Genomic DNA, 25,924 nt, shown 5'->3' with positions numbered 1-25,924 from the left:
CAGGAGCACGACAATGCCGGCGATGTTTACCCACTCCGCGACTTGTAACCGTTCAGCCCTGCGTTAGCATAGCCAGCACATTTTCCTGCCCCGAAAGACTCCCCATGCGCCGAGTTGCCTTCGCCCTGCCTTTGCTCGTCCTGATCTCCGCATGCAGCAGCAAACCAGCTCCCGTCCTGCAACCGGTCCAGAAGCCAAAGCAACCGACACTCACCTCCCCCAGCGCCCACCCGACATTCGGCTCGGTGCAACCGATCACGCCGCTACGCGGCGACTTCGCCGGCAACGTCAGCGCCCAGCGCTTCATCGATCGCATGGTCAGCCAGCACGCCTTCAATCGCCAGCACCTGCAAGACCTGCTCGCCCAAACCCGCGAACTTGACTGGGTGATCCGCCTGATGGACCGCCAGGCGCCCTCCTATACACCGCCCAGCGGCCCCAACGGCGCCTGGCTACGCTACCGGAAGAAATTCATCACGCCGGGCAACGTGCGCAACGGCGTGCTGTTCTGGGACCAGTACGAAGCTGATCTGCAACGCGCCTTCCGCACCTATGGCGTACCGCCGGAAATCATTGTCGGCATCATCGGTGTGGAGACCCGTTGGGGACGCGTAATGGGCAAGACGCGGATCATCGACGCGCTGGCTACCCTTTCCTTCTCCTACCCTCGCCGCGCCGAGTTCTTCAGCGGTGAACTGGAGCAATTTCTTCTGCAAGCGCGTAATGAAGGTGACGACCCACTGTCGCTACGCGGCTCCTATGCCGGCGCGATGGGCTACGGACAGTTCATGCCCTCGTCCTTCACCAGATATGCCGTGGACTTCGATGGCAACGGACAACGGGACCTGTGGAACCCCCGCGATGCCATCGGCAGCGTGGCCAACTACTTCAAGCAGCATGGCTGGGTCACCGGCGACACCGTGGCCGTGCGCGCCACCGGCCAGGCGCGCTCGCTGGAAAACGGTTTCGCGACCCAGTATCCGATCAGTGTGCTGACTGCAGCCGGGCTCCGGCCGCAGAGCTCGTTGGGCAATCACCAAAGCACCAGTCTGCTGCGCCTGGACATGGGCAACACCTACCAGTACTGGTATGGCCTTCCGAACTTCTACGTGATCACCCGCTATAACCACAGCACACATTACGCCATGGCTGTGTGGGAACTGGGCAAGGCAGTAGAGAGGCAACGTCACGGTTCCCGATGAAAAACGGCCGGCTCACTGAGCCGGCCTTTTTTCTCTGCCCTACGAACTCAGGCGGGATTGGCGCAGTCGATGAACAGGTGCTCGATGGCGAAGCGCTTGGCCAGGTAGTCGCCCAGCGCCTGCACACCATAGCGCTCGGTGGCATGGTGGCCGGCGGCGATGAAGCTGACACCGTTCTCCCGAGCACTGTGCACGGTCTGTTCGGAGACTTCGCCAGTGAGATAGGCATCGACACCCGCAGCAATCGCCTGATCGATATAGCCCTGACCGCCGCCGGTGCACCAGCCGATGCGGCTGATCATGCGATCACCCTCCACCAGCAGGGGCTCGCGCCCGAGCACCTCGCGTACACGGCGGGCGAAGTCGCGGGCGGTCATGGGTTCGGCCAGGGAACCGATCAGCCCGACGGTCCGGGGGTTATCCGGCTCCAGCGGGCCTTCGACGATGATGTCCAGCTGACGCGCCAACTGGACGTTGTTGCCCACTTCCGGATGCAGGTCCAGCGGCAGGTGGTAGGCCAGCAGGCTGATGTCGTTGGCAAGCAGGGCCTTCAGCCGGCGCTGCTTCATACCCACCACACAGGGGTTCTCGCCCTTCCAGAAGTATCCGTGGTGCACCAGCACCACATCCGCCTCGGCCTCCACCGCTGCGTCCAGCAGCGCCTGGCTGGCGGTGACGCCAGTGACGATCCGGCTGACCTGGGGACGGCCCTCGACCTGCAGGCCGTTGGGGCAGTAATCCTGGATGCGCGAAGCGTTCAGATAGCGATCCGCTTCTTCCACCAGAGTGTTCAGGGCAATGGCCATGGCATTCCTCACAAGCTGTTGCGGACGACTCGTTTTTAACGGACGCCCTCGTATAATGGCGCCACCTTAAGGGGCACCCCTGCCCCCCGCAACCCTCAGGATTCTCCTTCGATGCTCAAGGCCCTGCGATTTCTCAGCTGGCCCCTGATTGTCGGCGTGCTCGTGGCACTGCTGATCATCCAGCAATATCCGGAATGGGTCGGCATGCCCCGCCAGGAAGTACATCTGCAGGAAGCCCCCAAGTTCAACTTCACGCGCCAGGGCCCGGACTCCTATGCCGACGCCGTGACCAGTGCATCGCCGGCCGTGGCCAACCTCTACACCACCAAGATGGTGACCAAGCCGACTCACCCTCTGTTCGAGGACCCGCAGTTCCGCCGCTTCTTCGGCGACAACCTGCCCCGCCAGCGGCGCATGGAATCCAGCCTGGGTTCAGCGGTGATCATGAGCCCGGAAGGCTACCTGCTGACCAACAACCATGTGACCGCCGGCGCCGACCAGATCGTGGTCGCCCTCAAGGACGGACGCGAAACCCTGGCGCGCCTGGTAGGCAGCGACCCGGAGACCGACCTGGCGGTGCTGAAGATCGACCTCAAGGACCTGCCGCCCATCACCCTCGGCCGCTCGGACAACATCCGCATAGGCGATGTCGCGCTCGCCATCGGCAACCCCTTCGGCGTGGGCCAGACCGTGACCATGGGCATCATCAGCGCCACCGGCCGCAACCAACTGGGCCTGAACACCTACGAAGACTTCATCCAGACCGACGCCGCGATCAACCCCGGCAACTCCGGCGGCGCCCTGGTCGACGCCAGTGGCAACCTGATCGGCATCAACACCGCGATCTTCTCCAAGTCCGGCGGCTCCCAGGGCATCGGCTTCGCCATCCCGGTCAAACTGGCCCTGGAGGTGATGAAGGCCATCATCGAGCACGGCCAGGTGATTCGCGGCTGGCTCGGGATCGAAGTCCAGCCACTGACCCCGGAACTGGCCGAGTCCTTCGGCCTTGAAGGCCGCCCCGGCATCGTGGTGGCCGGCATCTACCGCGACAGCCCGGCCCAGCGCGCCACCCTGCAGCCCGGCGACATCATTCTCAGCATCGATGGCGAACCGGCTGGCGATGGCCGCCGCTCGATGAACCAGGTGGCCCGTACGCGCCCGGGCGAGAAGGTCAGCATCCAGGTGATGCGCAACGGCCAGGAACTGGAACTGACCGCCGAAGTCGGCGTCCGCCCGCCACCGAGCAGCAACGGCGGCAGCTGATCAGCAAGAAACGGCGCCTTCGGGCGCCGTTTTCGTTTCCGCACTCTGACGCAGGATCATTCCGACACTGGACAGGAACTATTCTCACCTTGCAAAATGTTATGTTATTACATATTTAGAGTTCATTCGATGCCTCACCGTCACCTTGCGCCCGCCACCGGACTGCTGTTGAGCCTCCTGGGTGAAGCCACTGCCGCCGAAACCGCCCTCCCGCTGCTGCTGGACGAGATCCAGATCGACAGCCGCCGCCAGGAAAGCGCCGACGGCCCGGTACAAGGCTATCGCGCCACCCGTTCGGCCAGCGCCACCCGTACCGATACCGATATCCGCGACATTCCCCAGGCTATCAGTGTGATTCCGGCACAGGTGCTGGATGACCTGGATACCACCCGCCTCGATCGCGCGCTGGATTTTGCCGGCGGCGTATCGCGACAGAACAACTTCGGCGGGTTGACCTTCCTCTCCTACAGCATTCGCGGCTTCACCACCGGCGAGCTGTACAAGAATGGCTTTGCCATCAATCGCGGCAGCTACAGCTCACCGGACGCTTCCGGCATCGAGCGCATCGAAGTGCTCAAGGGGCCTGCCGCCAGCCTTTACGGCCGTGGCGATCCGGGCGGCACGGTGAACATCGTCACCAAGAAGCCCCAGGCCGAAACCTTCTCCCGTTTCAAGGCCAGCGCGGGAAGCTGGGATCGCTATCGCGCCAGCCTGGATGTCAACGCTCCGCTCGGCGGGGAGGACAGGCTGCTTTCGCGCATCAACCTGGCAACGGAGGACAACGGCAGTTTCCGCGACCATATCGGCAATCAGCGCCTGGTCGTCAGCCCGTCGCTGAGCTGGCAAGCCAGCCCCGATACCCGCCTGCTGCTGGAAACCGAGTTCGTCCAGCACGACTCGGTGTTCGATCGCGGCATTCCCGCGGTCAACGGCGAAATGGGCGCAGTCAAGCGTTCCACCTTCCTTGGCGAGCCCGACGACGGCGATATCCGCAACCGCAACCAGATGTTCCAGGCCAGCCTCGAACACCATCTCGACGAGACATGGAAGATCCGCCTGGCCAACCACTACGCCCAGGGACACCTGCAAGGCGACGCCACGGAAGCGTCGCGGCTGATCGGCAATCAGGTCAGCCGCTTCTACCGGCAGCGTGACTTCGAGTGGAACGACAGCATTACCCAGCTGGAGCTGCATGGCCTGTTCGAGACTGGCAGCTGGCTGCACCAGACCCTCGCCGGACTGGAGTACGAGAACTACCGCAACAGCCAGAAATATCCACAGAGCCTCGCTTCCCTGGACTACGGGCAGGACATCTACAACCCGGTGTACGGCAAGCCGAAGCCGGCACTGGTCAATCCCAACGACTTCTTCGAGCAGGTGGAAAGCCACGCGCTGAACCTGCAGGATCAGATCGACTTCGGTGGCGGATGGAAGGGGCTGATCGGCGCGCGCTTCGAGCATTTCGAACAGTCCGCACAGAATCGCACCACCAGCGTCCGAAACGACCAGCACAAGGACAGCTTGACCCTGCGCAGCGGCCTGCTCTACCAACTGACACCGGAGATCGGCCTGTTCGCCAACGCGGCCACTTCGGTCAAACCCAACACCATTGGCAGCCAGGGCACCGTATTCGAACCCGAGAAAGGACTGGGCAAGGAAGCCGGTCTCAAGCTCGACCTGCTGGAAGGCCGTCTCGGGACCACGGTCGCACTCTTCCACATCGACAAGGAAAACGTGCTGACCGCAGACCCGAACGAGCCGGGGCAGAACATCGCCGCCGGCCGGGCACGAAGCCAGGGCCTGGATCTGCAGGTCAGCGGCCAGTTGACCGAAGCCCTGCGAATCATCGGCGCCTACGCCTACATCGACGCAGAAGTCACCAGGGACAACGTCCTCCCCGAAGGCAGCCGACTGCTTGGCATACCAAAGCACAGCGGCAGCCTGCTCGCCGTCTACGAATTCCAGGACGGGCACCTTCGCGGCTCGGATGTCGGTGCCGCCTTCAACCATGTCGGTGACCGCTCCGGGCAGGCCGGCAGCCAGTTCGAACTACCCGCTTACAGCACCGTCGACCTGCTCGCCCACTACAAGGCCAGCGAGCGGGTAAGGGTCGGCCTGAACATCAACAACCTCTTCGACCGCAAGTACTACGAACGCTCCTACAACAGCGTCTGGGTCATGCCGGGCGAGCCCCGCAACTTCAACCTCAGCCTCACCCTCGACCTCTGAAAAGGAACCTCCATGCGACTGGATAAGCGCTTCCTCGTCACCCCCATCCTCGCCGCCCTCCTCACCGGCAACGTGCAGGCCCATGGCCTGTGGACCGAACAACGACGCGGCAACATCGAGGTGATCTACGGCCATGGTGCCGAAGACGACGCCTTCAAGGCGGAGAAAGTCAGCGGCGCCTGGGCCTTCGACGAACAGGGCCGGATGATCCCGGTAACCGTCGAGCGCCTCACGGACCATGCCCGACTCAAACCCCTGAAAGCCGCGGCGACCCTGGCCGTAGCCCTGGACAACGGCCCCTGGTCGCAAACCGCCGACAAGCAGTGGATCAACCTGGGCCAAAGACAGGTACCCGGCGCGGTCGCCTCCATTCATACCTGGAAGTACAGCCTGGCCTTCTATCAGCGCGGCGCCCAATTGCCGGAGATCAGGCGCATTCGCCTGGCTATCGTGCCAGAAGTCGATCCCCTGGAAGTCGGGCCGGGCAAGCCGTTGCCGGTAAAGGTCCTGCTCGATGGCAAGCCGGTTGCCGGTATCGAGTTGATTGGCGACTATCGTGGCGAGCCTGATGCCGTCAGTGCGAAGACCGATGCCGAGGGCCGCGCTCAGGTCATGGTGCGCAATGCCGGACTGAACATCATCGCTGCCCAGGTGACCCTGGATACGCCGAACGATCCCGACGTCAAACAGCAAGGCCTGTTCAGTTCGTTGACCTTCCTCGGCGCGCCCCACCACGAGTAAGCGCGCAAGAAAAAAGCCGAGGCGGTGACCCGCGCTCGGCTTCTTTCATTTCCCTGCGGCTCAGAGCGAGCCGAGGGCATCCAGCAGTGCCTGGTTCTGCTCCGGCGTGCCGATGGTGATGCGAAGGAACTGGGCAATACGCTCCTGCTTGAAGTGACGAACGATCACGCCCTGCTCACGCAACCCTGCGGCGATGCCGGCGGCGTCCTTCTGCGGGTGGCGGGCGAAGACGAAGTTGGCTGCCGACGGCAGTACTTCGAAGCCCAGCTTGCCCAGTTCGGCCACCAACTGCTCGCGGCTGCCGATCACCTTGCGGCAGGTTTCCTCGAAGTAGGCCTTGTCCTCGAACGCAACTGCGGCGCCAACGATGGCCATGCGGTCCAGCGGGTAGGAGTTGAAGCTGTTCTTGATCCGCTCCAGCGCCTCGATGAGGTCGGGATGCCCTACTGCCAGGCCGACACGCAATCCCGCCAGGGAGCGGGACTTGGACAGCGTCTGGGTGACCAGCAGGTTCGGATAGCGGTCCACCAGACTGATGGCGGTTTCACCCCCGAAGTCGATGTAGGCCTCATCCACCACCACCACCGTATCCGGATTGGCCTTGAGCAGACGCTCGATGGCCTCCAGCGCCAGCAGGCAGCCCGTGGGCGCGTTGGGATTGGGGAAGATGATGCCGCCATTGGGACGCAGATAATCTTCGACGCGGATCTGGAACTGCTCGTCCAGCGGCAGCGCCTCGAAAGGGATGCCGTAGAGACCGCAGTAAACCGGATAGAAGCTGTAGGTCACGTCCGGGAACAGCAGCGGCTTGCCGTGCTGGAACAGCCCGTGGAATGCGTGGGCCAGGACCTCGTCCGAACCATTGCCGACGAACACCTGGTTCGTCTGCACGCCGTAGTAGTCGGCCACCGCTTGCTTCAGGCGGTCGCTGTTGGGGTCCGGGTAGAGACGCAGGTTGTCGCCGACTTCCGCCTGCATGGCCGCGATCGCCTTGGGCGACGGGCCATAGGGGTTCTCGTTGGTGTTCAGCTTGACCAGCTTCGCCAGCTTGGGCTGCTCGCCCGGAACGTAGGGCACCAGGTCCTTGACGAAGGGACTCCAGAACTTGCTCATGCTCACTCCCCCTGCCCTTTGTTAGAAGCGATGCGGTACTCGGCGCTGCGCGCGTGGGCGGTCAGGGACTCGCCACGCGCCAGGACGGACGCGGTCTTGCCCAGTTCGGACGCGCCGTCGGCCGAGCAGAAGATGATCGACGAACGCTTCTGGAAGTCATACACACCCAGCGGCGACGAGAAGCGTGCAGTACCGGAAGTCGGTAGCACGTGGTTCGGGCCGGCGCAGTAGTCGCCCAGTGCCTCGGCGGTGTAACGGCCCATGAAAATGGCGCCCGCGTGACGAATGTGCGGCAGCCAGGCCTGCGGATCGGCGACGGACAGCTCCAGGTGTTCGGGGGCGATGCGATTGGCCACCTGGCAGGCCTGGGCCTGATCGGCCACCAGGATCAACGCACCACGGTTCTGCAGCGAGGTACGAATGATCTCGGCACGCTCCATGGTCGGCAACAGCTTGTCGATGCTGGCGGCCACCTTGTCGAGGAATGCGGCGTCGGGGCTGACCAGGATGGCCTGGGCGTCCTCGTCGTGCTCGGCCTGGGAGAACAGGTCCATGGCGATCCAGTCCGGATCGGTACCGCCGTCGCAGACCACGAGGATCTCCGAAGGGCCGGCGATCATGTCGATACCGACCTGGCCGAAGACATGGCGCTTGGCAGTGGCGACGTAGATGTTGCCCGGGCCGACGATCTTGTCCACCTGGGGCACGCTCTCGGTGCCGTAGGCCAATGCGGCCACGGCCTGGGCGCCACCGATGGTGAAGACGCGGTCAACGCCAGCCACGCAGGCGGCAGCCAGGACGATTTCGTTGATCTCGCCACGCGGCGTCGGCACCACCATCACCACTTCGGCGACGCCGGCGACCTTGGCGGGAATCGCGTTCATCAGCACGGACGACGGATAGGACGCCTTGCCACCGGGCACGTAAAGACCGGCGCGATCCAGCGGGGTGACCTGCTGACCCAGCACGGTGCCGTCGGCTTCGGTGTAGGTCCATGAATCCTGCTTCTGCTTTTCGTGGTAGCTGCGTACGCGAGCTGCGGCGGTTTCCAGCGCCTTGCGCTGCTCTGCGGTGATGCGGGTCAGGGCCAGTTCCAGGCGCTCACGCGGCAGGATCAGGTCGGCCATGGAGGTCGCCTGCACGCCATCGAAGCGCTGGGTGAACTCGACAACCGCGGCATCGCCGCGCTCGCGAACGGCCTGGATGATGTCGAGGACACGCTGGTTGACCGCTTCGTCGGACACGCTTTCCCAGCTCAGCAGATGATCCAGGTGTCGCGCGAAATCCGGATCAGCGGCGTTGAGTCGGCGGATGGCGATTGGAGCAGTCATAGCGGGCCTCATGAATGGCAATTGCTCGGGCGCCGCTAGAGTAGCAAGCCCACCGTGCGGGCACCCGAGAATATTGGCTATGACACGGATAGGCGCGTGCGGCGCAGGGCCGCACTCAGGTGTCAGCTTTGGTGTCGGGATTCGACGGCGTTGCGCAGCACTTCGATCAGCGCCTGGATGCGCGCGTGCTGCATCTTCATCGATGCCTTGTTGACGATCAGGCGCGAGCTGATGGTGGCGATCAGTTCCTGGGGTTCCAGGCCGTTGGCGCGCAGGGTGTTGCCGGTGTCGACGACGTCGATGATCTTGTCGGCCAGTCCAACCAGAGGCGCCAGTTCCATCGAGCCGTACAGCTTGATCACGTCGACCTGGCGGCCCTGTTCGGCGTAGTAGCGCTTGGCAACGTTGACGAACTTGGTGGCGACACGCAGGCGGCCCTTGGGTTCGGGCGCGCCGATGGCTCCGGCAGTCATCAGTTTGCAGCAGGCGATCCTGAGGTCCAGGGGCTCGTACAGGCCCTGGCCACCGTACTCCATCAGCACGTCCTTGCCGGCAACGCCGAGATCGGCCGCGCCATGCTCGACGTAGGTCGGCACGTCAGTGGCACGCACGATGAGCAGGCGCACATCCTCCTGGGTAGTGGGGATGATCAGCTTGCGGCTCTTGTCCGGATTCTCGGTGGGCACGATGCCGGCTTCGGCGAGCAACGGCAGGGTATCGTCGAGAATGCGGCCCTTGGACAGCGCGATGGTGAGCATGAAACTGGTTTTCCTTGGCTACGGCCCCTTGGGGCCTGTTGCGCGGTCGCTACGACCGGCCCCGATCGGGGCCGGCCAGCAAGGCGACCTAACCCGGCACGCGGCGGATCTTGGCGCCGAGCAACTGCAGTTTTTCTTCGATGCACTCGTAACCACGGTCGATGTGGTAGATGCGGTCGATCAGGGTATCGCCCTCGGCCACCAGGCCGGCGATCACCAGGCTGGCGGAAGCCCGCAGGTCGGTGGCCATGACCGGTGCACCCTTGAGCTTCGGAACGCCGGTGACGATGGCGGTATTGCCTTCAACCAGGATCTGCGCGCCCATGCGGTTCATTTCATAGACGTGCATGAAGCGGTTCTCGAACACGGTCTCGATCACGGCACCGGTGCCTTCGGCCACGGCGTTCATGGAAATGAACTGGGCCTGCATATCGGTGGGGAATGCAGGGTACGGCGCAGTGCGCACGTTGACTGCCTTCGGGCGATTGCCCTTCATGTCCAGCTCGATCCAGTTGTTGCCCGTGTTGATATGGGCACCGGCCTCTTCCAGCTTCTGCAGCACGGCCTCGAGGATGGTCGGATCGGTGTCCTTGAGTTTGACGCGGCCACCGGTGGCGGCCGCGGCTACCAGGTAGGTACCGGTTTCGATACGGTCGGGCATCACGTTGTAGCGGGCACCACCAAGACGCTTCACACCGTCGATGGTGATGGTGTCGGTACCGGCACCCTGGATCTGCGCGCCCATGGCATTCAGGCAGTTGGCCAGGTCGACCACTTCCGGCTCGCGGGCGGCGTTCTGCAGCACAGTGCGACCGTTGGCCAGGGCAGCGGCCATCATGATGTTCTCGGTACCGGTCACGCTGACGGTATCGAAGAAGAAGTTGGCGCCACGCAGACCACCGGCCGGGGCGCGGGCCTTGATGTAGCCACCCTCGACGTCGATCTTCGCACCCATGGCCTCCAGGCCACGGATGTGCAGGTCCACAGGGCGGGAGCCAATGGCGCAGCCGCCGGGCAGAGCCACTTCGGCTTCACCGAAGCGGGCGACCATGGGGCCCAGCACCAGGATGGAGGCGCGCATGGTCTTGACCAGCTCGTAAGGCGCGACCAGGGTCTTGATGCTGCTGGCGTCGACTTCGACGGCCAGCTTCTCGTCGATCACAGGCTGCACGCCCATGCGACCGAAAAGCTCGATCATGGTGGTGATGTCGTGCAGGTGCGGCAGGTTGGCCACGGTGACCGGAGTGTCGGCCAGCAGCGTAGCGGCCAGGATCGGCAGCGCGGAGTTCTTGGCGCCGGAAATGCGGATCTCGCCATCGAGGCGTTGACCGCCGGTAATAATCAGTTTGTCCATTGCTCTCTCGGAAGCTGGGCTCAGGAACGCCCGGCCCAGTCGGCCCGGCTGAAGAATTTCATGGTGACGGCATGGATGCTGCCATCGGCGATCCAGGCGTTCAGGTGGGCGTATACCTGCTGCTGACGCTTCACCGGGCTCAGGCCGGCCAGCTCATCGCTGATCAGGTTCAGCTGGAAATTGCAGCCTTCCCCTTCAACTTCCACCTGGGTACCTGGCAGTTTTGCCTCCAGGAGGCTTTTCACTTCTACGGCCTGCATGCTCAACCTCAATCGGCGCCCAACGCGCGCGGGTCGGCCATGATACAAAAAAGCCCTCCGCCTGCGAACCCCGCGTACGCGGGGCCTGACGGAGGGCCGTTGGACCGGCTCAGGCCTCGATGGGCAGGAGCTCGGTCACACCGGAGACTTCGGCGATCTGCCGCATGTCTTCGGGCATTCCACGCACCTTCACCGCCTTGCCGGCGGCTTCGGCGTCGCGCAGGAAAGCCAGCAGCAGGGCCAACCCGACGCTGCTGGTCTTCTCCACTGCGGAGCAGTCCAGCAGCAGAGCCTCGCCGTTGCTCGCACGGATCAGCTGTCCACCCTTCTCACGCAGTTGCGGTCCGGTGCTGTAGTCGAGCACTCCGACCAGGCGCAGCTCGCCCGGAGCGGCCTGCTCGATACGGGCGTCACTCATTGGCCGCCTGCCTTCTTGGCTTCTTCGGATTCCTTGGCCTTGGCAACCACTTCAGACCAACCATTGATGGTCTTGTCGAGGTCGTTGCCATTGCGCTGCATGGTGTCGGCGAACTGGTCACGGAACAGCTTGCCGATGTTGATGCCGTTGATGATCACGTTGCGCAGCATCCACTGCCCGTTGATGTTCACCATGGTGTAGGAGACGGGGTAGATGGCGCCGTTGCTACCCTTGACCTCCATGCCGATGCTGGTGCGCTCGGGGTCTTCCTGCTTGGCCGGCAGCACGCGGATTTCCTGGTTGTCGTACTCCAGCAGGGCATTGCCGTAGAACTGGATCAGGCTGCGCTTGAAGTTCTCCTGGAAGCGCGTCATCTGTTCGGGCGTAGCCTTGCGTGAGTACTTCACTGTCATGATGCTGCGGGAGATGCCGTCGGCATCCACCACCGGACCAAGGATGCTGTTCAGGGCGTCATAGAACGCGTTCGGGTCGCTGCGATACTGCTGCTTGTTGGCCTTGAGGTCAGCGAGCAGCTGGTCGGTCGTCTGCTTTACCACGTCGTGCGCGCTCGGCGCGGCAGTGGCAAACAGGGGCAGTGCCGCCAGCAGCACCAGCAGGCCGTTTCGCAGGGCTTTCATCATCGTTCGAATCCTCATTTGCTTTCTTTGTTGACCGTGTTCAGCAGGAACTTGCCGATCAGGTCTTCCAGCACCAGGGCCGACTGGGTGTCACGGATGGTACCGCCATCCTTGAGCAGCTCTTCGTCACCACCAACGCTGATGCCGACGTACTTCTCGCCCAGCAGACCAGCCGTGAGGATGGAAGCAGTGGAGTCGGCGGGCAGGTTGTCCACGCGCTTCTCGACTTCCATCGTGACGCGGCCGGTATAGCTGTCGCGATCAAGATCGATGGCCGTGACCTTGCCAATGGTGACACCGGCCATGGTTACCTTCGCTCTGACAGTCAAACCGGCAATATTGTCGAAATGAGCATAAAGCTTGTAGGTATCGCCATTGGCGGCATACGACAGACCGCTGACCCGCAGGGCCAGAAGCAGCAAGGCCAGGATACCGGCCAGGAGGAACAGGCCGACACCAATCTCCAAGGTGCGGATTTGCATCAGAAATCTCCAAACATCAAGGCGGTCAGGATGAAGTCCAGCCCCAGCACGGCCAGAGAGGCATAGACCACGGTTTTAGTCGTAGCGCGGCTGATCCCTTCCGAGGTCGGCTCGCAGTCATAGCCCTGGAACACGGCGATCCAGGTCACGACGAAGGCAAAGACGACGCTCTTGACCACGCCGTTCAGCACATCCTCGGTGAATTGCACACTGCTCTGCATATTGGACCAGAAAGAGCCCTCATAGACTCCCAGCCAATCCACGGCCACCATGGCGCCCCCCCAGATGCCCACCACGCTGAAGATCATCGCCAGCAGCGGCATCGAGATGAAGCCCGCCCAGAGGCGCGGGGCAATGATGTATTTGAGCGGATCGACACCGATCATCTCCAGGCTGGAGAGCTGCTCGGTGGACTTCATGTTGCCGATTTCGGCGGTCAGGGCAGAACCCGCGCGGCCCGCGAAGAGCAGGCCGGTTACCACCGGACCGAGCTCGCGCAGCAGGGTCAGTGCAACCATCTGTCCCACGGCCTGTTCGGAACCATAGTCGACCAGGATGTTATAGCCCTGCAGGGCCAGCACCATGCCGATGAATATGCCCGACACCACGATGATCGCCAGCGACAACACGCCGACGGCGTAGAGCTGCTTGACCAGCAAGTGGAAGCCCTGGCCGACGCCGGTGCGACCGAACAGGGCATGCATCAGGAAGAGCGTGGAGCGCCCAAGCGCCTCCACCACGTCCAGACCGGAACGCCCGAGCAGGCGAATGCGCTCGAGCAAGGATTTCTTGCGCATCAGCGCCCCCCCAGCAAGACTTTGCGGTAATCCGGTGCCGGGAAATGGAAGGGCACCGGACCATCCGGAATGCCTTGCATGAACTGGCGGATACGCGGGTTATCGGAATTCATCAGCTCGTCCGGAGTCCCCTGCCCCAGCACCTGGGCATCACCCACCACATAGATGTAGTCGGCGATGCTGGCGGTTTCCGCCAGGTCGTGGGATACCACTATGCTGGTGATGCCAAGGGCGTCGTTGAGAAGGCGGATCAGACGCACCAGCACGCCCATGGCGATGGGGTCCTGACCGACGAACGGCTCGTCGTACATCAGGATCTGCGGATCGAGGGCAATGGCGCGGGCCAGCGCGACGCGACGCTTCATGCCTCCGGACAGTTCATCCGGCATCAGCTCGATGGCGCCACGCAGGCCGACGGCCTGGAGCTTCATCAGGACAATGTCACGAATCATTTCCTCGGGAAGCTTGGTGTGCACCCGAAGGGGGAAAGCGACGTTCTCGAACACGTCGAGATCGGTGAACAGCGCGCCGCTCTGGAACAGCACGCCGAACTGCTTGCGCATGTCGAACAGGTCGGCGCGGGAGAGCTTGGGCAGGTTCTGGCCGTTGACCCAGACTTCGCCGCTTGCGGGCTTGAGTTGAGCCGCAATCAGGCGCAGCAACGTGGTCTTCCCGCAACCGGAAGGCCCCATGATGCCGGTGACCTTGCCGCGCGGGATACGAATGTCGACATCTTGGAAAATGCTGCGCGTGCCGCGCTTGAAGGTCACCCCCTTCAACTCGACGGCATAGGCGTTTTCGGCGCTCATCTAGACTCCTTGCGATACAGCCTCCCTGAGAGACGACGCGCCCTAACGGAAGGACACCCCGCCCAGGACGGGCCGAACAAGACGCGAACTATATCACCGCGCCAATGCGCCTCCCAAGGCCGCTCCAGGGTCTGTTCAGCTTTGCGACAGCATCCACGGCATTGGCGCGTGAGCTAAATCACCTTTATCGCTATAATCGCTGTCTTTTTCTTCGGCAACTGCACGCCTTCCATGAGCCAATCCAGCGATCTCATCAAGTCCGCACAACGCACTATCCAGCTCGAACGCGAGGCGATCGATGCCCTTCTGCCGCGCATCGACGCCGATTTCGTTCGCGCCTGCGAGCTCATCCTGGCCTGCAAGGGACGCGTTGTAGTCGTAGGCATGGGCAAGTCCGGACATGTCGGCAACAAGATTGCCGCCACCCTGGCCAGCACCGGCACGCCGTCCTTCTTCGTACACCCGGCCGAAGCCAGCCATGGCGACATGGGCATGATCACCCGCGAGGACGTGGTGCTGGCCCTGTCCAACTCCGGCTCCACCGCCGAAATCGTGACCCTGCTGCCGCTGATCAAGCGCCTGGGCATCACCCTGATCAGTCTCACCGGCAATCCGGATTCGCCGCTGGCCAAGGCCGCAGCGGCCAATCTGGATGCCCGTGTGGCCCAGGAAGCCTGCCCGCTGAACCTGGCCCCCACCTCCTCCACCACCGCGGCCCTGGTGCTGGGCGACGCGCTGGCTATCGCGCTGCTGGAAGCCCGCGGCTTCACTGCCGAGGATTTCGCCTTCTCCCATCCGGGCGGAGCCCTTGGCCGTCGCCTGCTGCTGAAAGTGGAGAACATCATGCATGGTGGCGACAGCCTCCCCAGAGTCGCCCGCGGCACTCCACTGCGCGAAGCGCTGCTGGAAATGACCCGCAAGGGCCTGGGCATGACCGCGGTGGTGGAAGACGACGGCCACCTCGCCGGCATCTTCACCGACGGGGACCTGCGCCGCACCCTGGACAAGGGCGTCGACGTGCGCCAGGCCAGCATCGATGACGTCATGACCGTCCATGGCAAGACCGTGCGCCCGGACATGCTCGCCGCCGAAGCCCTGAAAATCATGGACGACCACAAGATCAACGTGCTCGTCGTCGTCGATGAAGACGACCGCCCCATCGGCGCCCTGCACATCCACGACATGACCCGTGCCGGAGTGATCTGATGAGCAACGAACTCCTCGCCCGCGCCAAGGCCGTTCGCCTGGCCGTATTCGATGTCGACGGCGTACTGACCGATGGCCGCCTCTACTTCCTGCCTGGTGGCGGCGAATTCAAGACCTTCAACACACTCGATGGCCATGGCATCAAGATGCTGATGAACGCTGGTGTACGCACTGCAATCATCAGCGGCCGCCAATCCGAGGTGGTCGAGCGTCGCGCGCAGAACCTCGGCATCCAGCACCTGTTCCAGGGCCGCGAAGACAAGCTGGTGGTACTCGACGGCCTTCTTGCGGAACTCGGCCTGACCCATGACCAGGTCGCCTATCTGGGCGACGACCTGCCCGACCTGCCGGTGATCCGCCGTGTCGGCCTCGGTATGGCGGTGGCCAATGCCGACGCCTTCGTGCGCCAGCACGCCCATGGCGTTACCCAGGCACGCGGCGGCGAAGGCGCGGCCCGTGAGTTCTGCGAACTCATCCTGCGCGCCCAGGGCAGCCTGGAAGCGGCCCAAGCCGCCTACCTCTGAGGTCCGACATGCCGAAGAACATCCGCCTGGCGCTCATCCTGATTCCTATTGCAGCGCTATTCATTGCCCTGGGTTACTGGAACATCCGCCCCGAAAGCTTCATGGATCGCACGACCGCGACGGGCAATGACAACGCCATCGACTTCTATGTCGAAAATGGCAAGAGCACCCAGTTCCAGGAGGACGGCAAACTCCATTACGAGCTGACTGCCACGCGCCTCGAACATATGAAGGCCACTGATGTCACACTGCTGACCACTCCCGACCTGCTCCTGCACCGTGGCACTGCCTTCCCCTGGCACGTGCAGAGCGAGCGCGGCGAAGTGGGTCCCGAGGGCAAGCAGGTCGAACTGATCGAGAAGGTCCGGGTGGCGCGCACCGATGCCAAGGGTCGTCCGACCATCCTGACCACCAGCCGGCTGACCGTGTTCCCCGATCAGGAATATGCGCAGACCCAGCAAGCCGTTAGAATCGAAGCGGCCAATGGGGTGACCACGGCACAAGGAATGAAAGCGTACTTGAATGACAGCAGGATGCTCCTGCAGTCCAACGTAAGAGGCCAGCATGAGGTTCGTTAATACCCTCCCCCTGTTGCTCAGCCTGGGCACCGCACTCGGAAGTGCCGCCGCCTGGGCACTGCCCACGGACCGCGACCAGCCGATTCGCGTACAAGCCGACAGCGCCGAGCTCGATGACAAGCAGGGCGTCGCGGTGTACCGCGGCAACGTCGTGATCACCCAGGGAACCCTCAAGATCACCGGCGACACCGTTACCATCACCCAGGACACCAATGGCGATATCGAGGTCTTCACCTCGGTCGGCAAGCCCGCGTACTACGAGCAGAAGCCGGCAGTCGACAAGCAGATCGTCAAGGCCTACGGCCTGACCATCCAGTACTTCGCCGCCAACGAGCGCATCATTCTGCTCGACCAGGCCAAGGTCGTACAGGAAGGCAACACCTTCGAAGGCGAGAAGATCGTCTACGACACCCAGCGCCAGATCGTCAACGCAGGCCGCGCCACCGGCGGTAACGTGACCACTCCGCGTCCGCGGATCGACATGGTCATCCAGCCGAAGAAGAAAGAGCAGAAAGCACAGTAATGGCGACTCTCAAAGCCCAGCACCTGGCCAAGAGCTACAAGAGCCGTCAGGTGGTCCGCGACGTCAGCCTGTCCATCGACAGCGGTCAGATCGTAGGCCTCCTCGGCCCCAACGGCGCGGGCAAGACCACCTGCTTCTACATGATCGTGGGCCTGGTCAAAGCCGACCAGGGACGCGTCCTGATCGACCAGCAGGACGTCACCCACCAGCCGATGCACGGCCGCGCCCGTGCCGGCATCGGCTACCTGCCGCAGGAAGCCTCGATCTTCCGCAAGCTCAGTGTGGCGGACAACATCATGGCGATCCTCGAGACCCGCAAGGACCTCGATCGCTCCGCACGCCGCAAGGAGCTGGAGAGCCTGCTGCAGGAATTCCATATCAGCCACATCCGTGACAGCCTCGGCATGAGCCTGTCGGGCGGTGAGCGCCGTCGCGTGGAAATCGCCCGCGCGCTGGCCACGGCCCCCAAATTCATCCTGCTGGACGAACCCTTCGCCGGTGTGGACCCGATTTCCGTGGGCGACATCAAGCAGATCATCCACCACCTCAAGGCGAAGGGGATCGGTGTACTCATCACCGACCACAACGTCCGCGAGACCCTGGACATCTGCGAGACCGCCTACATTGTCAGTGACGGACAACTGATCGCCGAAGGTGATGCGGAAGCCATCCTGGCCAACCAGTTGGTGAAGGAAGTCTACCTGGGCCACGAGTTCCGCCTGTAGTTTCCCGCAACCACGCCTACAAGACGGGTTGCGCGGGCTAGGAAAATCCTTCAAGGTCAGGCATATAATTTGCTTCCTGGTGGCGCTGCGGCGCCCTGTAGTGGATGGCGCGCAAGCGCCGGCGAATAAGGTGCTAAGCCCTCTGCCATGAAACCATCGCTAGTCCTCAAGATGGGCCAGCAGCTGACGATGACCCCGCAGCTGCAACAGGCCATTCGCCTGCTCCAACTCTCCACCTTGGATCTCCAGCAGGAGATCCAGGAAGCGCTGGAGTCCAACCCGATGCTCGAGCGGCAGGAGGATGGCGACGATTTCGACACCTCCGACCCCATGGCCGAAGGTGACCAGCAGCCTAATTCCGGCAGCCAGGAATCCAGTTTCCAGGAGTCCAGCGTCGAGACCAATGCCGAAGCCATGGAAGATGGCGAGTGGCACGAGCGCATCCCCAGCGAACTCCCCGTCGACACGGCCTGGGAAGATGTCTACCAGACCAGCGCCAGCAGCCTGCCGAGCAACGATGACGACGAGTGGGACTTCACGTCCCGCACTTCGGTTGGCGAAAGCCTGCAGAGCCACCTGCTCTGGCAACTCAACCTGGCGCCCATGTCCGACACCGACCGCCTGATCGCGGTCACCCTGATCGATTGCATCAACAACGACGGCTACCTTGAGGAGCCCCTCTCCGAGATAGTCGAGGCCTTCGATCCGGAGCTCGGTATCGAACTGGACGAAGTCGAAGTCGTCCTGCATCGCATCCAGCAATTCGAACCCGCTGGCGTTGCTGCCCGCGACCTGCGCGAGTGCCTGCTCCTGCAACTGCGCCAGCTGCCTCCAGGCACTCGCTGGCTGGTCGAGGCCCAGCGTCTGGCTGGTGACTTCCTCGACCTGCTCGGCAGCCGCGACTACAGCCAGCTGATGCGCCGCATGAAGGTCAAGGAAGACGAACTGCGCCAGGTCATCGAACTGATCCAGGGGCTGAATCCGCGCCCCGGTTCCCAGATCGAAGCCAGCGAACCCGAATACGTGGTACCGGATGTCATCGTCCGCAAGCACAACGAACGCTGGCTGGTAGAACTGAACCAGGAGGCCGTGCCGCGCCTGCGGGTCAATCCGCACTATGCCGGATTCGTCCGGCGCGCCGACTCCAGCGCGGACAACACCTTCATGCGCAATCAGCTCCAGGAGGCGCGCTGGTTCATCAAGAGCCTGCAGAGCCGCAACGAGACGCTAATGAAGGTCGCCACCCAAATCGTCGAGCACCAGCGCGGCTTCCTGGAATACGGCGACGAGGCGATGAAGCCTCTCGTCCTGCACGACATCGCTGAAGCCGTTGGCATGCACGAGTCCACCATCTCGCGCGTGACTACCCAGAAATACATGCACACTCCCCGCGGAATCTACGAGCTGAAGTACTTCTTCTCCAGCCACGTAAGCACCTCCGAAGGCGGTGAATGTTCGTCTACCGCAATCCGCGCCATCATCAAGAAACTGGTCGCAGCGGAAAATCCGAAAAAGCCGTTGAGCGACAGCAAGATCGCTGGTTTACTGGAAGCACAGGGCATTCAAGTGGCCCGTCGCACAGTAGCCAAGTATCGCGAATCCCTTGGGATTGCCCCTTCCAGCGAACGCAAGCGACTGATGTGACGCGGAAATTGACCCACGCCAAAGTGTTCCGGTGGCAGGCCCGTTAGCCTGTCTCTTATACACGGGCAATAAGGAGAAAGCGGTATGCAAGTCAACATCAGTGGACATCAACTGGATGTGACCGACGCCCTGCGCAACTACGTTGTCGAGAAGTTCGACCGTCTGGAGCGCCACTTCGACCGAATCACCAACGTTCAGGTGATCATGCAGGTCGAAAAACTCAAACAGAAAATCGAAGCCACTTTGCACATCGCCGGCGGCGAAGTCGTTGCCAACGCGGAGCATGAAGACATGTACGCCGCCATCGACCTGCTTACCGACAAGCTCGATCGCCAACTGATCAAGCACAAGGAAAAGCAATTGAACCGCCAGCAGGGTGCCACCGCCCGCTGACCCCTCCTCTATGATCCGACTCGAGCAAATCCTGACCCCCGGCCGTTCCCTCGTGAACGTGCCGGGCGGCAGCAAGAAACGTGTACTGGAACAGATCGCCAAGCTGGTCGCTCGCGACCTTCCCGACCTCGACAACCAGGACATCTTCGAAAGCCTGGTAGCCCGGGAGAAACTCGGCTCCACCGGTTTCGGCAACGGCATCGCCATTCCCCACTGCCGCCTCACTGGCTGTACGTCGCCCATCAGCGCCGTGCTGCGCCTTGATGCTCCAGTCGATTTCGACGCCATCGATGGCGCCCCGGTTGACCTGCTTTTCGTGCTGCTGGTCCCGGAAGCCGCCACCGATGAACACCTTGAACTGCTCCGCCAGATCGCCAGCATGCTCGACCGCAGCGATGTGCGCGAGCGCCTGCGCCAGGCGCCCGACAGCACCAGCCTCTACCAGGTGGTAGTGGACGTGCAGAGCGGGCGTTAAGGTTCCTCCATGCGCCTGATCATCGTCAGCGGCCGCTCCGGGTCGGGCAAGAGTACCGCCCTCGATGTCCTCGAGGACCACGGTTTCTACTGCATCGACAACCTGCCCGCTGGCCTGCTTCCCGAACTGGCCGAACGGGCCCTGCTGCACACCGAGCTGCTGGAACCCCAGGTTGCTGTCTCCATCGACGCACGGAACCTGCCCAGCCAGCTGCAGCGTTTTCCCGAGTTGCTCACCGAGGCCCGCAGTCGCCACATCAAGTGCGATGTGCTGTACCTCGATGCCGACCACGACACGCTGCTCAAGCGCTTTTCGGAAACCCGCCGGCGCCACCCGCTGACCAACGACAACCGCTCCCTGGCCGAAGCCATCCGGGACGAGGAAGTGCTGTTGGCGCCCATTGCCGATCTCGCCGACCTGAAGATCGACACCACGCATCTCAACCTTTACCAGCTGCGCGACACCATCAAGCTGCGCCTGCTGAATCAGCCTGAACCTGGCACCGCATTCCTGATCGAATCCTTCGGCTTCAAGCGTGGCATGCCGGTGGACGCCGACCTGGTGTTCGACGTGCGCTGCCTGCCCAACCCGTACTGGAAGCCTGAGCTGCGCGATCATTCGGGACTCGCGCCGGCTGTCGCCGAGTACCTTGCCGGGCAGCCTGATGTCGAAGAGATGTATCAGGATATCCTCGGCTACCTGAGCAAGTGGCTGCCGCGCTTTGCCGCCAGCAATCGCGCCTACGTCACGATCGCCATTGGCTGCACCGGGGGCCACCATCGTTCGGTCTACATCGCCGAGCGCCTGGGTGCGGCGCTGAAACCCAGTTTGAAGAATGTCCAGGTTCGCCACCGCGACCTCAGTTAGAAGGATTGGAAACGCGATGCCAGCCTGCGAGATCACCATCATCAACAAGCTCGGCCTGCACGCCCGGGCCGCGGCGAAGTTCGTTGGGGTGGCCGGTCGCTTCCCCTGCCAGATCCGCGTGGGCCGCTCTCCCGAGAGCCTGGTGGACGGCAAGAGCATCATGGCCGTGATGATGCTGGCAGCCGGCAAAGGCACTCCCATTCACCTGCACACCGAAGGCGATCAGGACGACGACGCCCTGAATGCGTTGATCGACCTGATCAACAACAAGTTCGACGAAGGTGAATGACCGTCATCTGCTCCAACGAAAAACGCGCCCATCAGGGCGCGTTTTTAATTCTGGCAACAGGCCACCTCAGCTACCGGCCACCGTCATCTTCTCGATGAGCACCGAGCCGGTTCGGATGTTGCCGCGCAGTTCCAGGTCGCTGCCCACAGCGAGGATCTGGCGGAACATGTCCTTGAGATTGCCGGCGATGGTCACTTCCTGGACCGGGAACTGGATCTCCCCATTCTCCACCCAGTAACCGGCGGCACCGCGGGAATAGTCCCCAGTGACCATGTTCAGCCCCTGCCCCATCAGCTCGGTCACCAGCAGGCCGCGGCCCATGCGCCGCAGCAGCGCTGCCTGGTCTTCCTGGCCGTGGCTGACGAAGAGGTTGTGCACGCCGCCTGCATTGGCCGTGCTGGGTAGCCCCAGCTTGCGCCCGGAGTAGGTGCCCAGGATGTAGGAAACCAGTTCACCTTTCTCGACGAAGGGCTTGGCATAGGTCGCCAGGCCATCGTTGTCGAAGGCCGCACTGGCCATCGCGCGCGGGATATGCGGACGCTCGTCGATGGACAGCCACTCGGGGAACAGCCGCTGGCCCAGGGCGCCTTCGAGGAAGGAGGACTTGCGGTACAGGTTGCCGCCGGAAATGGCTCCAAGGAAGCTGCCGAACAGTCCGGTCGCAAGCTCCGCGGCGAACAGTACCGGTACCTCGCAGGTGGGTACTGGCCGCGCGCCCAGGCGAGCCGCGGTACGTTCGGCAGCGCGGCGACCGATGCTGGCCGGATCGGCAAGCTGGCTGCCAATGCGGCTGACGTCATACCAGTAGTCACGCTGCATCTGCCCCTGCGCCTCGGCGATCATCACGCAGCTCAGACTGTGCCGGGTGCTGGCGTAACCGCCGACGAAACCGTGGCTGTTGCCATACACCCGGCAACCCTGATGGGTATTGAGGGTGGTGCCGTCCGCCTTGCTGACGCGCTTGTCGGTCTCGAACGCGGCCGCCTCGCAGATCAGCGCCTGCTCCACGGCCTGCTCGGGGGTGATCGCCCAGGGATGGTAGAGGTCGAGTTCCGGCAGGTCGCGGGCCATCAGGGCTGCATCGGCAAGGCCGGCGCACTCGTCTTCGGATGCATGTTTCGCAATGGCCAGGGCCGCAGCCACGGTTTCGCGGATCGCATCCTCACCGCTTGCCGAGGTGCTGGCCGAGCCTTTGCGCTGGCCGACATACAGGGTTATGCCGAAGCCCTGGTCGCGGTTGAATTCGACTGTTTCCACCTCGCCCTGGCGAACACTGGTGGACAATCCCTGCTCCACTGAAACAGCCACCTCACAAGCACTGGCGCCCTGGCGCCGGGCTTCGGCGAGGATGCGTTCGACCCGCGCCTGCAATTCCGGCAATGCTTCCGGGCCGACCACTTCTACTTCACTCATAGCCACTCCAGCTCAAAAATTCCTCGACGCGGCGGGCGCAACCGGGCGCCTTGCCGCACGTACCGCGCTCCGGCGGCGCCAGCCGGGCCGGACAACGCGGCCCCGACTGGTTATCATGGCGGCGTTTCCAACTGGACCACCCCCATGTCTGAATTCTTCGACGACGACTTCTCCGGAGAGAAGAGCAAATCCCAGGTCAAACGCGAGCTGCATGCCCTGCAGGAGCTCGGTGAGCGCCTGACCACCTTCAAGGCCGACGTGCTGGCCAAGCTGCCGCTGACCGACGCCCTGCAAAAGGCCCTGGCCGAAGCGCCGAAGCACAAGGCGCACGTCGCCCGCAAACGGCACATCCAGTACATCGGCAAGCTCATGCGTGAGCAGGACGTCGAGGCCATCGTCAGCCTGATCGACCAGCTCGACAGCTCCACCCGCGAGTACAACGAGCGTTTCCACGCCCTGGAGCGCTGGCGTGACCGCCTGATCGAAGGTGGCGATGCCGCCCTGGAGAGCTTCGTCGCCGACTATCCGGATACCGACCGCCAGCACCTGCGCGGCCTGATCCGTCATGCCCAGCACGAAGCGGCCCACAACAAACCGCCGGCCGCTGCGCGCAAGGTGTTCAAATACATCCGCGACCTGGACGAAGCCAAGCGCGGCTTGCGTTGATCCTTCCGGGGGCCGCCATCAGGCCCCCGTCCCACCGACGGTAATCGCGTCGATCTTGAGGGTCGGCTGACCCACACCGACCGGCACCGACTGACCGTCCTTGCCGCAGGTACCCACGCCGCTATCCAGCGCCAGGTCGTTGCCGACCATGGACACCCGGCTCATGGCCTCGGGGCCGTTGCCGATCAGGGTCGCACCTTTCACCGGGGCCGTGATCTTGCCATTCTCGATCAGGTACGCCTCGCTGGTGGAGAAGACGAACTTGCCGCTGGTGATGTCCACCTGGCCGCCACCAAGGTTCGCGCAGTAGATGCCACGCTCCACCGACGCGATGATTTCCTGCGGGTCGCTCTTGCCGGCCAGCATGTAGGTGTTGGTCATGCGCGGCATCGGCAGGTGCGCATAGGACTCGCGACGACCGTTGCCGGTGCGCGCCACCTTCATCAGGCGCGCATTGAGTTTGTCCTGCATGTACCCCTTGAGCACGCCATTCTCGATCAGCGTGGTGCACTGGGTCGGGGTGCCTTCGTCATCGACGCTGAGGGAGCCGCGGCGGTAAGCCAGGGTCCCGTCATCCACGATGGTGCAAAGGCTGGAGGCGACCCGCTCGCCGATACGGCCGCTGTAAGCCGAACTGCCCTTGCGGTTGAAGTCGCCTTCCAGACCATGGCCCACCGCTTCGTGCAGCAACACCCCGGACCAGCCAGCGCCCATCACCACCGGCAGGGTTCCGGCCGGCGCGGGAATGGCTTCCAGATTGACCAGGGCCTGGCGCAACGCCTCACGGGCATACCCCATGGCGCGGTCTTCCTGGAGGAAATAGCGGTAGTCGGTACGCCCGCCACCGCCGTGGCCACCACGCTCGCGGCGACCATTCTGCTCGACGATGACGCTGACGTTGAAGCGCACCAGGGGACGGACATCGGCGCCCAGGCTGCCATCGCTGGCGGCGATCAGGATGCGTTCCCAGACACCGGCCATGCTAACGGTGACCTGCTTGATGCGCGGGTCCAGCGCACGGGTGGCGGCATCGACCTGCTTCAGCAGCTCGACCTTCTCGGCACGGCTGATCACATCCAGCGGGCTGCCGGAATCGTAGAGACGGGTGATCTGCGGACTGGCGAATGCCTGCACACGGCCTTCCTGCCCCGCCCGGGAAATCGAGCGCGCAGCCCGCGCCGCCTGGCGCAGGGCATCAGCGGTGATGGCATTGCTGTAGGCGAAACCGGTCTTCTCGCCGGACTGGGCGCGCACGCCCACTCCCTGGTCGAGATTGAAGCTGCCTTCCTTGACGATGCCGTCTTCCAGCACCCAGGACTCGGAAATCTGCCCCTGGAAATAGAGGTCGGCGGCATCGATGCCAGGGCCGGCCAGCTCACCGAGTATCTCCGGCAACTGCTCGATACTGAGATCACCAGGCGCCAGCAGATGCTCGCTGACGGACAACAAGAGGTCGCTCATAACTTCTCCGTTCGCGCCGGCCCGGGAACGGCCGGCGTCATGAATCTTCTGTGGGTGCTCACGGGCATGCGCTGGCGAATGGCCACCTGTTCATCGGCGTCACGCCGGGCGAGCAATACGGCCTCACCTCTGGGCTGCTCAGCCAGCACCCGCCCCCAGGGATCGACAATGGCCGAATGGCCGAAGGTTTCACGCGGACCGGGATGTACCCCGCCCTGCCCCGCAGCCAGCAGGTAGCACTGGGTTTCGATGGCGCGGGCCCGCACCAGCACCTGCCAGTGGGCCGCCCCCGTAACGGCGGTGAAGGCCGATGGCGCGCTGATCAGCTCGGCGCCGGCTTCGCGCAGGGCGCCATAGAGTTCGGGAAAACGCAGGTCGTAGCAGACGGTCAGGCCGAGGCGACCCACCGGGGTGTCCGCCACCACCACCCGGGCGCCATGGGCATAATCATCCGACTCGCGGTAGCGACCGCGCGTGTCGGCGACGTCCACATCGAACAGGTGGATCTTGTCGTAGCGCGCAGTCCGTTCGCCGTGCTCGTCGATCAGCAGGGAACAGGCGTTGGCCTTGTCCGCTGGCCGTCCATCGGGCGGCAGTGGCAAGGTCCCTGCCACTATCCACAGTTTCAGGTCACGGGCCGCCTGGCGCAGCCAAGGCAGGATCGGTCCCCGGCCTTCGGCTTCGGCACGACCGAGGTCGGCCAGGTCGCGGCGGCCGATGGCCGCGAAGTTCTCCGGCAGCACCGCCAGGCGGGCGCCGCCTTCGGCGGCCTGCTCCAGCAAGCGCCGGGCATCGGCGAGGTTGGCCAGGACATCGTCCTGGCTGACCATCTGAATCACGGCAAGGGACATCGGAATCTCCGCACAAGGCATGGGATGCATGCTAACCCAAGCCGCGAAAGCTCGCTTTACTGACCATGTGGAAACTACTGCGCTCGGTGATGCTGCGTTGAAAACAGC

29 protein-coding genes are annotated in these 25,924 nt (G+C 63.4%); 15 read left to right on the top strand and 14 right to left on the bottom strand.

Annotated features, from left to right (window positions below; translation table 11 throughout):
• The first annotated feature begins 104 nt into the window (after window positions 1–104).
• Entirely contained in the window at window positions 105–1,202 is a 1,098-nt protein-coding gene (gene mltB, locus FXN65_RS04850; protein ID WP_151131966.1) for a lytic murein transglycosylase B, read from the top strand.
• Between the two features lie 47 nt (window positions 1,203–1,249).
• Here the strand turns inward: mltB and FXN65_RS04845 are convergent, their stop codons facing one another.
• A complete protein-coding gene (locus FXN65_RS04845) occupies window positions 1,250–2,008 on the bottom strand; it encodes a Nif3-like dinuclear metal center hexameric protein (RefSeq protein WP_151131965.1) in 759 nt (252 codons plus the stop codon).
• Window positions 2,009–2,119: 111 nt separating this feature from the next.
• Here FXN65_RS04845 and algW point away from each other — a divergent pair, with 111 nt between their 5' ends.
• The 3 genes from algW to FXN65_RS04830 all read left to right on the top strand — a co-directional run bounded on the left by algW (window position 2,120) and on the right by FXN65_RS04830 (window position 6,241).
• Window positions 2,120–3,271, top strand: coding sequence for a Do family serine endopeptidase AlgW (gene algW / locus FXN65_RS04840; protein WP_151131964.1), 1,152 nt, complete (start codon window positions 2,120–2,122; stop codon window positions 3,269–3,271).
• A gap of 129 nt (window positions 3,272–3,400) precedes the next feature.
• Window positions 3,401–5,500: a TonB-dependent siderophore receptor gene (locus tag FXN65_RS04835; protein WP_151131963.1), complete on the top strand. Its 2,100-nt coding sequence runs from the start codon at window positions 3,401–3,403 to the stop codon at window positions 5,498–5,500.
• 12 nt (window positions 5,501–5,512) lie between these two features.
• Complete coding sequence (locus FXN65_RS04830) at window positions 5,513–6,241, top strand: DUF4198 domain-containing protein (RefSeq protein WP_151131962.1); 729 nt, start codon at window positions 5,513–5,515, stop codon at window positions 6,239–6,241.
• Window positions 6,242–6,301: 60 nt separating this feature from the next.
• Here FXN65_RS04830 and hisC read toward each other — a convergent pair whose 3' ends face one another.
• The 10 genes from hisC to FXN65_RS04780 all read right to left on the bottom strand — a co-directional run bounded on the left by hisC (window position 6,302) and on the right by FXN65_RS04780 (window position 14,201).
• Entirely contained in the window at window positions 6,302–7,354 is a 1,053-nt protein-coding gene (hisC, locus tag FXN65_RS04825; RefSeq protein ID WP_151131961.1) for a histidinol-phosphate transaminase, read from the bottom strand.
• Between the two features lie 2 nt (window positions 7,355–7,356).
• Window positions 7,357–8,685, bottom strand: coding sequence for a histidinol dehydrogenase (hisD, locus tag FXN65_RS04820; RefSeq protein ID WP_151131960.1), 1,329 nt, complete (start codon window positions 8,683–8,685; stop codon window positions 7,357–7,359).
• Window positions 8,686–8,807: 122 nt separating this feature from the next.
• Entirely contained in the window at window positions 8,808–9,443 is a 636-nt protein-coding gene (gene hisG, locus FXN65_RS04815) for an ATP phosphoribosyltransferase (protein WP_151131959.1), read from the bottom strand.
• 88 nt (window positions 9,444–9,531) lie between these two features.
• Entirely contained in the window at window positions 9,532–10,797 is a 1,266-nt protein-coding gene (gene murA, locus FXN65_RS04810; protein ID WP_151131958.1) for a UDP-N-acetylglucosamine 1-carboxyvinyltransferase, read from the bottom strand.
• A gap of 20 nt (window positions 10,798–10,817) precedes the next feature.
• Window positions 10,818–11,057, bottom strand: coding sequence for a BolA family protein (locus FXN65_RS04805; RefSeq protein ID WP_151131957.1), 240 nt, complete (start codon window positions 11,055–11,057; stop codon window positions 10,818–10,820).
• Window positions 11,058–11,166: 109 nt separating this feature from the next.
• Complete coding sequence (locus FXN65_RS04800) at window positions 11,167–11,475, bottom strand: STAS domain-containing protein (protein WP_151131956.1); 309 nt, start codon at window positions 11,473–11,475, stop codon at window positions 11,167–11,169.
• The gene (locus tag FXN65_RS04795) at window positions 11,472–12,116 is read right to left on the bottom strand and encodes an MlaC/ttg2D family ABC transporter substrate-binding protein (protein ID WP_151131955.1); all 645 of its coding nucleotides are present in this window, start codon (window positions 12,114–12,116) and stop codon (window positions 11,472–11,474) included. Before FXN65_RS04795 ends, FXN65_RS04800 begins: the two co-directional genes overlap by 4 nt.
• An 11-nt stretch (window positions 12,117–12,127) precedes the next feature.
• The gene (gene mlaD, locus FXN65_RS04790; protein WP_151131954.1) at window positions 12,128–12,595 is read right to left on the bottom strand and encodes an outer membrane lipid asymmetry maintenance protein MlaD; all 468 of its coding nucleotides are present in this window, start codon (window positions 12,593–12,595) and stop codon (window positions 12,128–12,130) included.
• Entirely contained in the window at window positions 12,595–13,392 is a 798-nt protein-coding gene (gene mlaE, locus FXN65_RS04785) for a lipid asymmetry maintenance ABC transporter permease subunit MlaE (RefSeq protein ID WP_151131953.1), read from the bottom strand. Before mlaE ends, mlaD begins: the two co-directional genes overlap by 1 nt.
• Window positions 13,392–14,201, bottom strand: a complete 810-nt coding sequence (locus tag FXN65_RS04780) for an ATP-binding cassette domain-containing protein (RefSeq protein ID WP_151131952.1) — start codon at window positions 14,199–14,201, stop codon at window positions 13,392–13,394. Before FXN65_RS04780 ends, mlaE begins: the two co-directional genes overlap by 1 nt.
• Before the next feature lie 231 nt (window positions 14,202–14,432).
• On the opposite strand from FXN65_RS04780, the gene FXN65_RS04775 reads away from it, so the two are divergent.
• The 10 genes from FXN65_RS04775 (at window position 14,433) to FXN65_RS04730 (ending at window position 21,425) form a co-directional block, all read left to right on the top strand.
• Window positions 14,433–15,407: a KpsF/GutQ family sugar-phosphate isomerase gene (locus tag FXN65_RS04775; RefSeq protein ID WP_151131951.1), complete on the top strand. Its 975-nt coding sequence runs from the start codon at window positions 14,433–14,435 to the stop codon at window positions 15,405–15,407.
• Window positions 15,407–15,931 (top strand): KdsC family phosphatase, encoded by a 525-nt coding sequence (locus tag FXN65_RS04770; RefSeq protein ID WP_151131950.1) that lies wholly within the window; start codon window positions 15,407–15,409, stop codon window positions 15,929–15,931. Before FXN65_RS04775 ends, FXN65_RS04770 begins: the two co-directional genes overlap by 1 nt.
• A gap of 8 nt (window positions 15,932–15,939) precedes the next feature.
• The gene (lptC, locus tag FXN65_RS04765) at window positions 15,940–16,509 is read left to right on the top strand and encodes an LPS export ABC transporter periplasmic protein LptC (protein ID WP_151131949.1); all 570 of its coding nucleotides are present in this window, start codon (window positions 15,940–15,942) and stop codon (window positions 16,507–16,509) included.
• The gene (lptA, locus tag FXN65_RS04760) at window positions 16,496–17,032 is read left to right on the top strand and encodes a lipopolysaccharide transport periplasmic protein LptA (RefSeq protein WP_151131948.1); all 537 of its coding nucleotides are present in this window, start codon (window positions 16,496–16,498) and stop codon (window positions 17,030–17,032) included. Before lptC ends, lptA begins: the two co-directional genes overlap by 14 nt.
• The gene (gene lptB, locus FXN65_RS04755; RefSeq protein WP_151131947.1) at window positions 17,032–17,757 is read left to right on the top strand and encodes an LPS export ABC transporter ATP-binding protein; all 726 of its coding nucleotides are present in this window, start codon (window positions 17,032–17,034) and stop codon (window positions 17,755–17,757) included. The genes lptA and lptB overlap by 1 nt, the downstream gene beginning before the upstream one ends.
• 147 nt (window positions 17,758–17,904) lie before the next feature.
• Window positions 17,905–19,401, top strand: coding sequence for an RNA polymerase factor sigma-54 (locus tag FXN65_RS04750; protein ID WP_151131946.1), 1,497 nt, complete (start codon window positions 17,905–17,907; stop codon window positions 19,399–19,401).
• Between the two features lie 84 nt (window positions 19,402–19,485).
• A complete protein-coding gene (hpf, locus tag FXN65_RS04745; protein WP_016490962.1) occupies window positions 19,486–19,794 on the top strand; it encodes a ribosome hibernation-promoting factor, HPF/YfiA family in 309 nt (102 codons plus the stop codon).
• A 10-nt stretch (window positions 19,795–19,804) separates the two neighbouring features.
• Entirely contained in the window at window positions 19,805–20,269 is a 465-nt protein-coding gene (ptsN, locus tag FXN65_RS04740; protein ID WP_151131945.1) for a PTS IIA-like nitrogen regulatory protein PtsN, read from the top strand.
• Between the two features lie 9 nt (window positions 20,270–20,278).
• Window positions 20,279–21,136, top strand: coding sequence for an RNase adapter RapZ (rapZ, locus tag FXN65_RS04735; RefSeq protein ID WP_151131944.1), 858 nt, complete (start codon window positions 20,279–20,281; stop codon window positions 21,134–21,136).
• A 16-nt stretch (window positions 21,137–21,152) separates the two neighbouring features.
• Window positions 21,153–21,425 carry an HPr family phosphocarrier protein gene (locus FXN65_RS04730; protein ID WP_151131943.1) on the top strand — a complete coding sequence of 91 codons (273 nt, stop codon included), beginning with the start codon at window positions 21,153–21,155 and terminating at the stop codon, window positions 21,423–21,425.
• A 66-nt stretch (window positions 21,426–21,491) separates the two neighbouring features.
• On the opposite strand, the gene pmbA is transcribed toward FXN65_RS04730, so the two are convergent.
• Window positions 21,492–22,838, bottom strand: coding sequence for a metalloprotease PmbA (gene pmbA / locus FXN65_RS04725; protein ID WP_151131942.1), 1,347 nt, complete (start codon window positions 22,836–22,838; stop codon window positions 21,492–21,494).
• Between the two features lie 144 nt (window positions 22,839–22,982).
• On the opposite strand from pmbA, the gene yjgA reads away from it, so the two are divergent.
• Window positions 22,983–23,504: a ribosome biogenesis factor YjgA gene (gene yjgA, locus FXN65_RS04720; RefSeq protein ID WP_151131941.1), complete on the top strand. Its 522-nt coding sequence runs from the start codon at window positions 22,983–22,985 to the stop codon at window positions 23,502–23,504.
• 18 nt (window positions 23,505–23,522) lie between these two features.
• On the opposite strand, the gene tldD is transcribed toward yjgA, so the two are convergent.
• Together tldD and FXN65_RS04710 are read right to left on the bottom strand one after the other, a co-directional pair.
• On the bottom strand, window positions 23,523–24,965 hold the full coding sequence (gene tldD / locus FXN65_RS04715; RefSeq protein ID WP_151131940.1) for a metalloprotease TldD: 1,443 nt from the start codon (window positions 24,963–24,965) through the stop codon (window positions 23,523–23,525).
• On the bottom strand, window positions 24,962–25,816 hold the full coding sequence (locus FXN65_RS04710; protein WP_151131939.1) for a carbon-nitrogen hydrolase family protein: 855 nt from the start codon (window positions 25,814–25,816) through the stop codon (window positions 24,962–24,964). The genes tldD and FXN65_RS04710 overlap by 4 nt, the downstream gene beginning before the upstream one ends.
• Between the last annotated feature and the right edge of the window lie 108 nt (window positions 25,817–25,924).

Origin of the sequence: Pseudomonas lalkuanensis (assembly GCF_008807375.1) — a bacterium.
GTDB lineage: Bacteria > Pseudomonadota > Gammaproteobacteria > Pseudomonadales > Pseudomonadaceae > Metapseudomonas > Metapseudomonas lalkuanensis.
The sequence above is the reverse complement of the archived record's forward strand: the minus strand, read 5'-3'. Positions and strand labels throughout refer to the sequence as shown.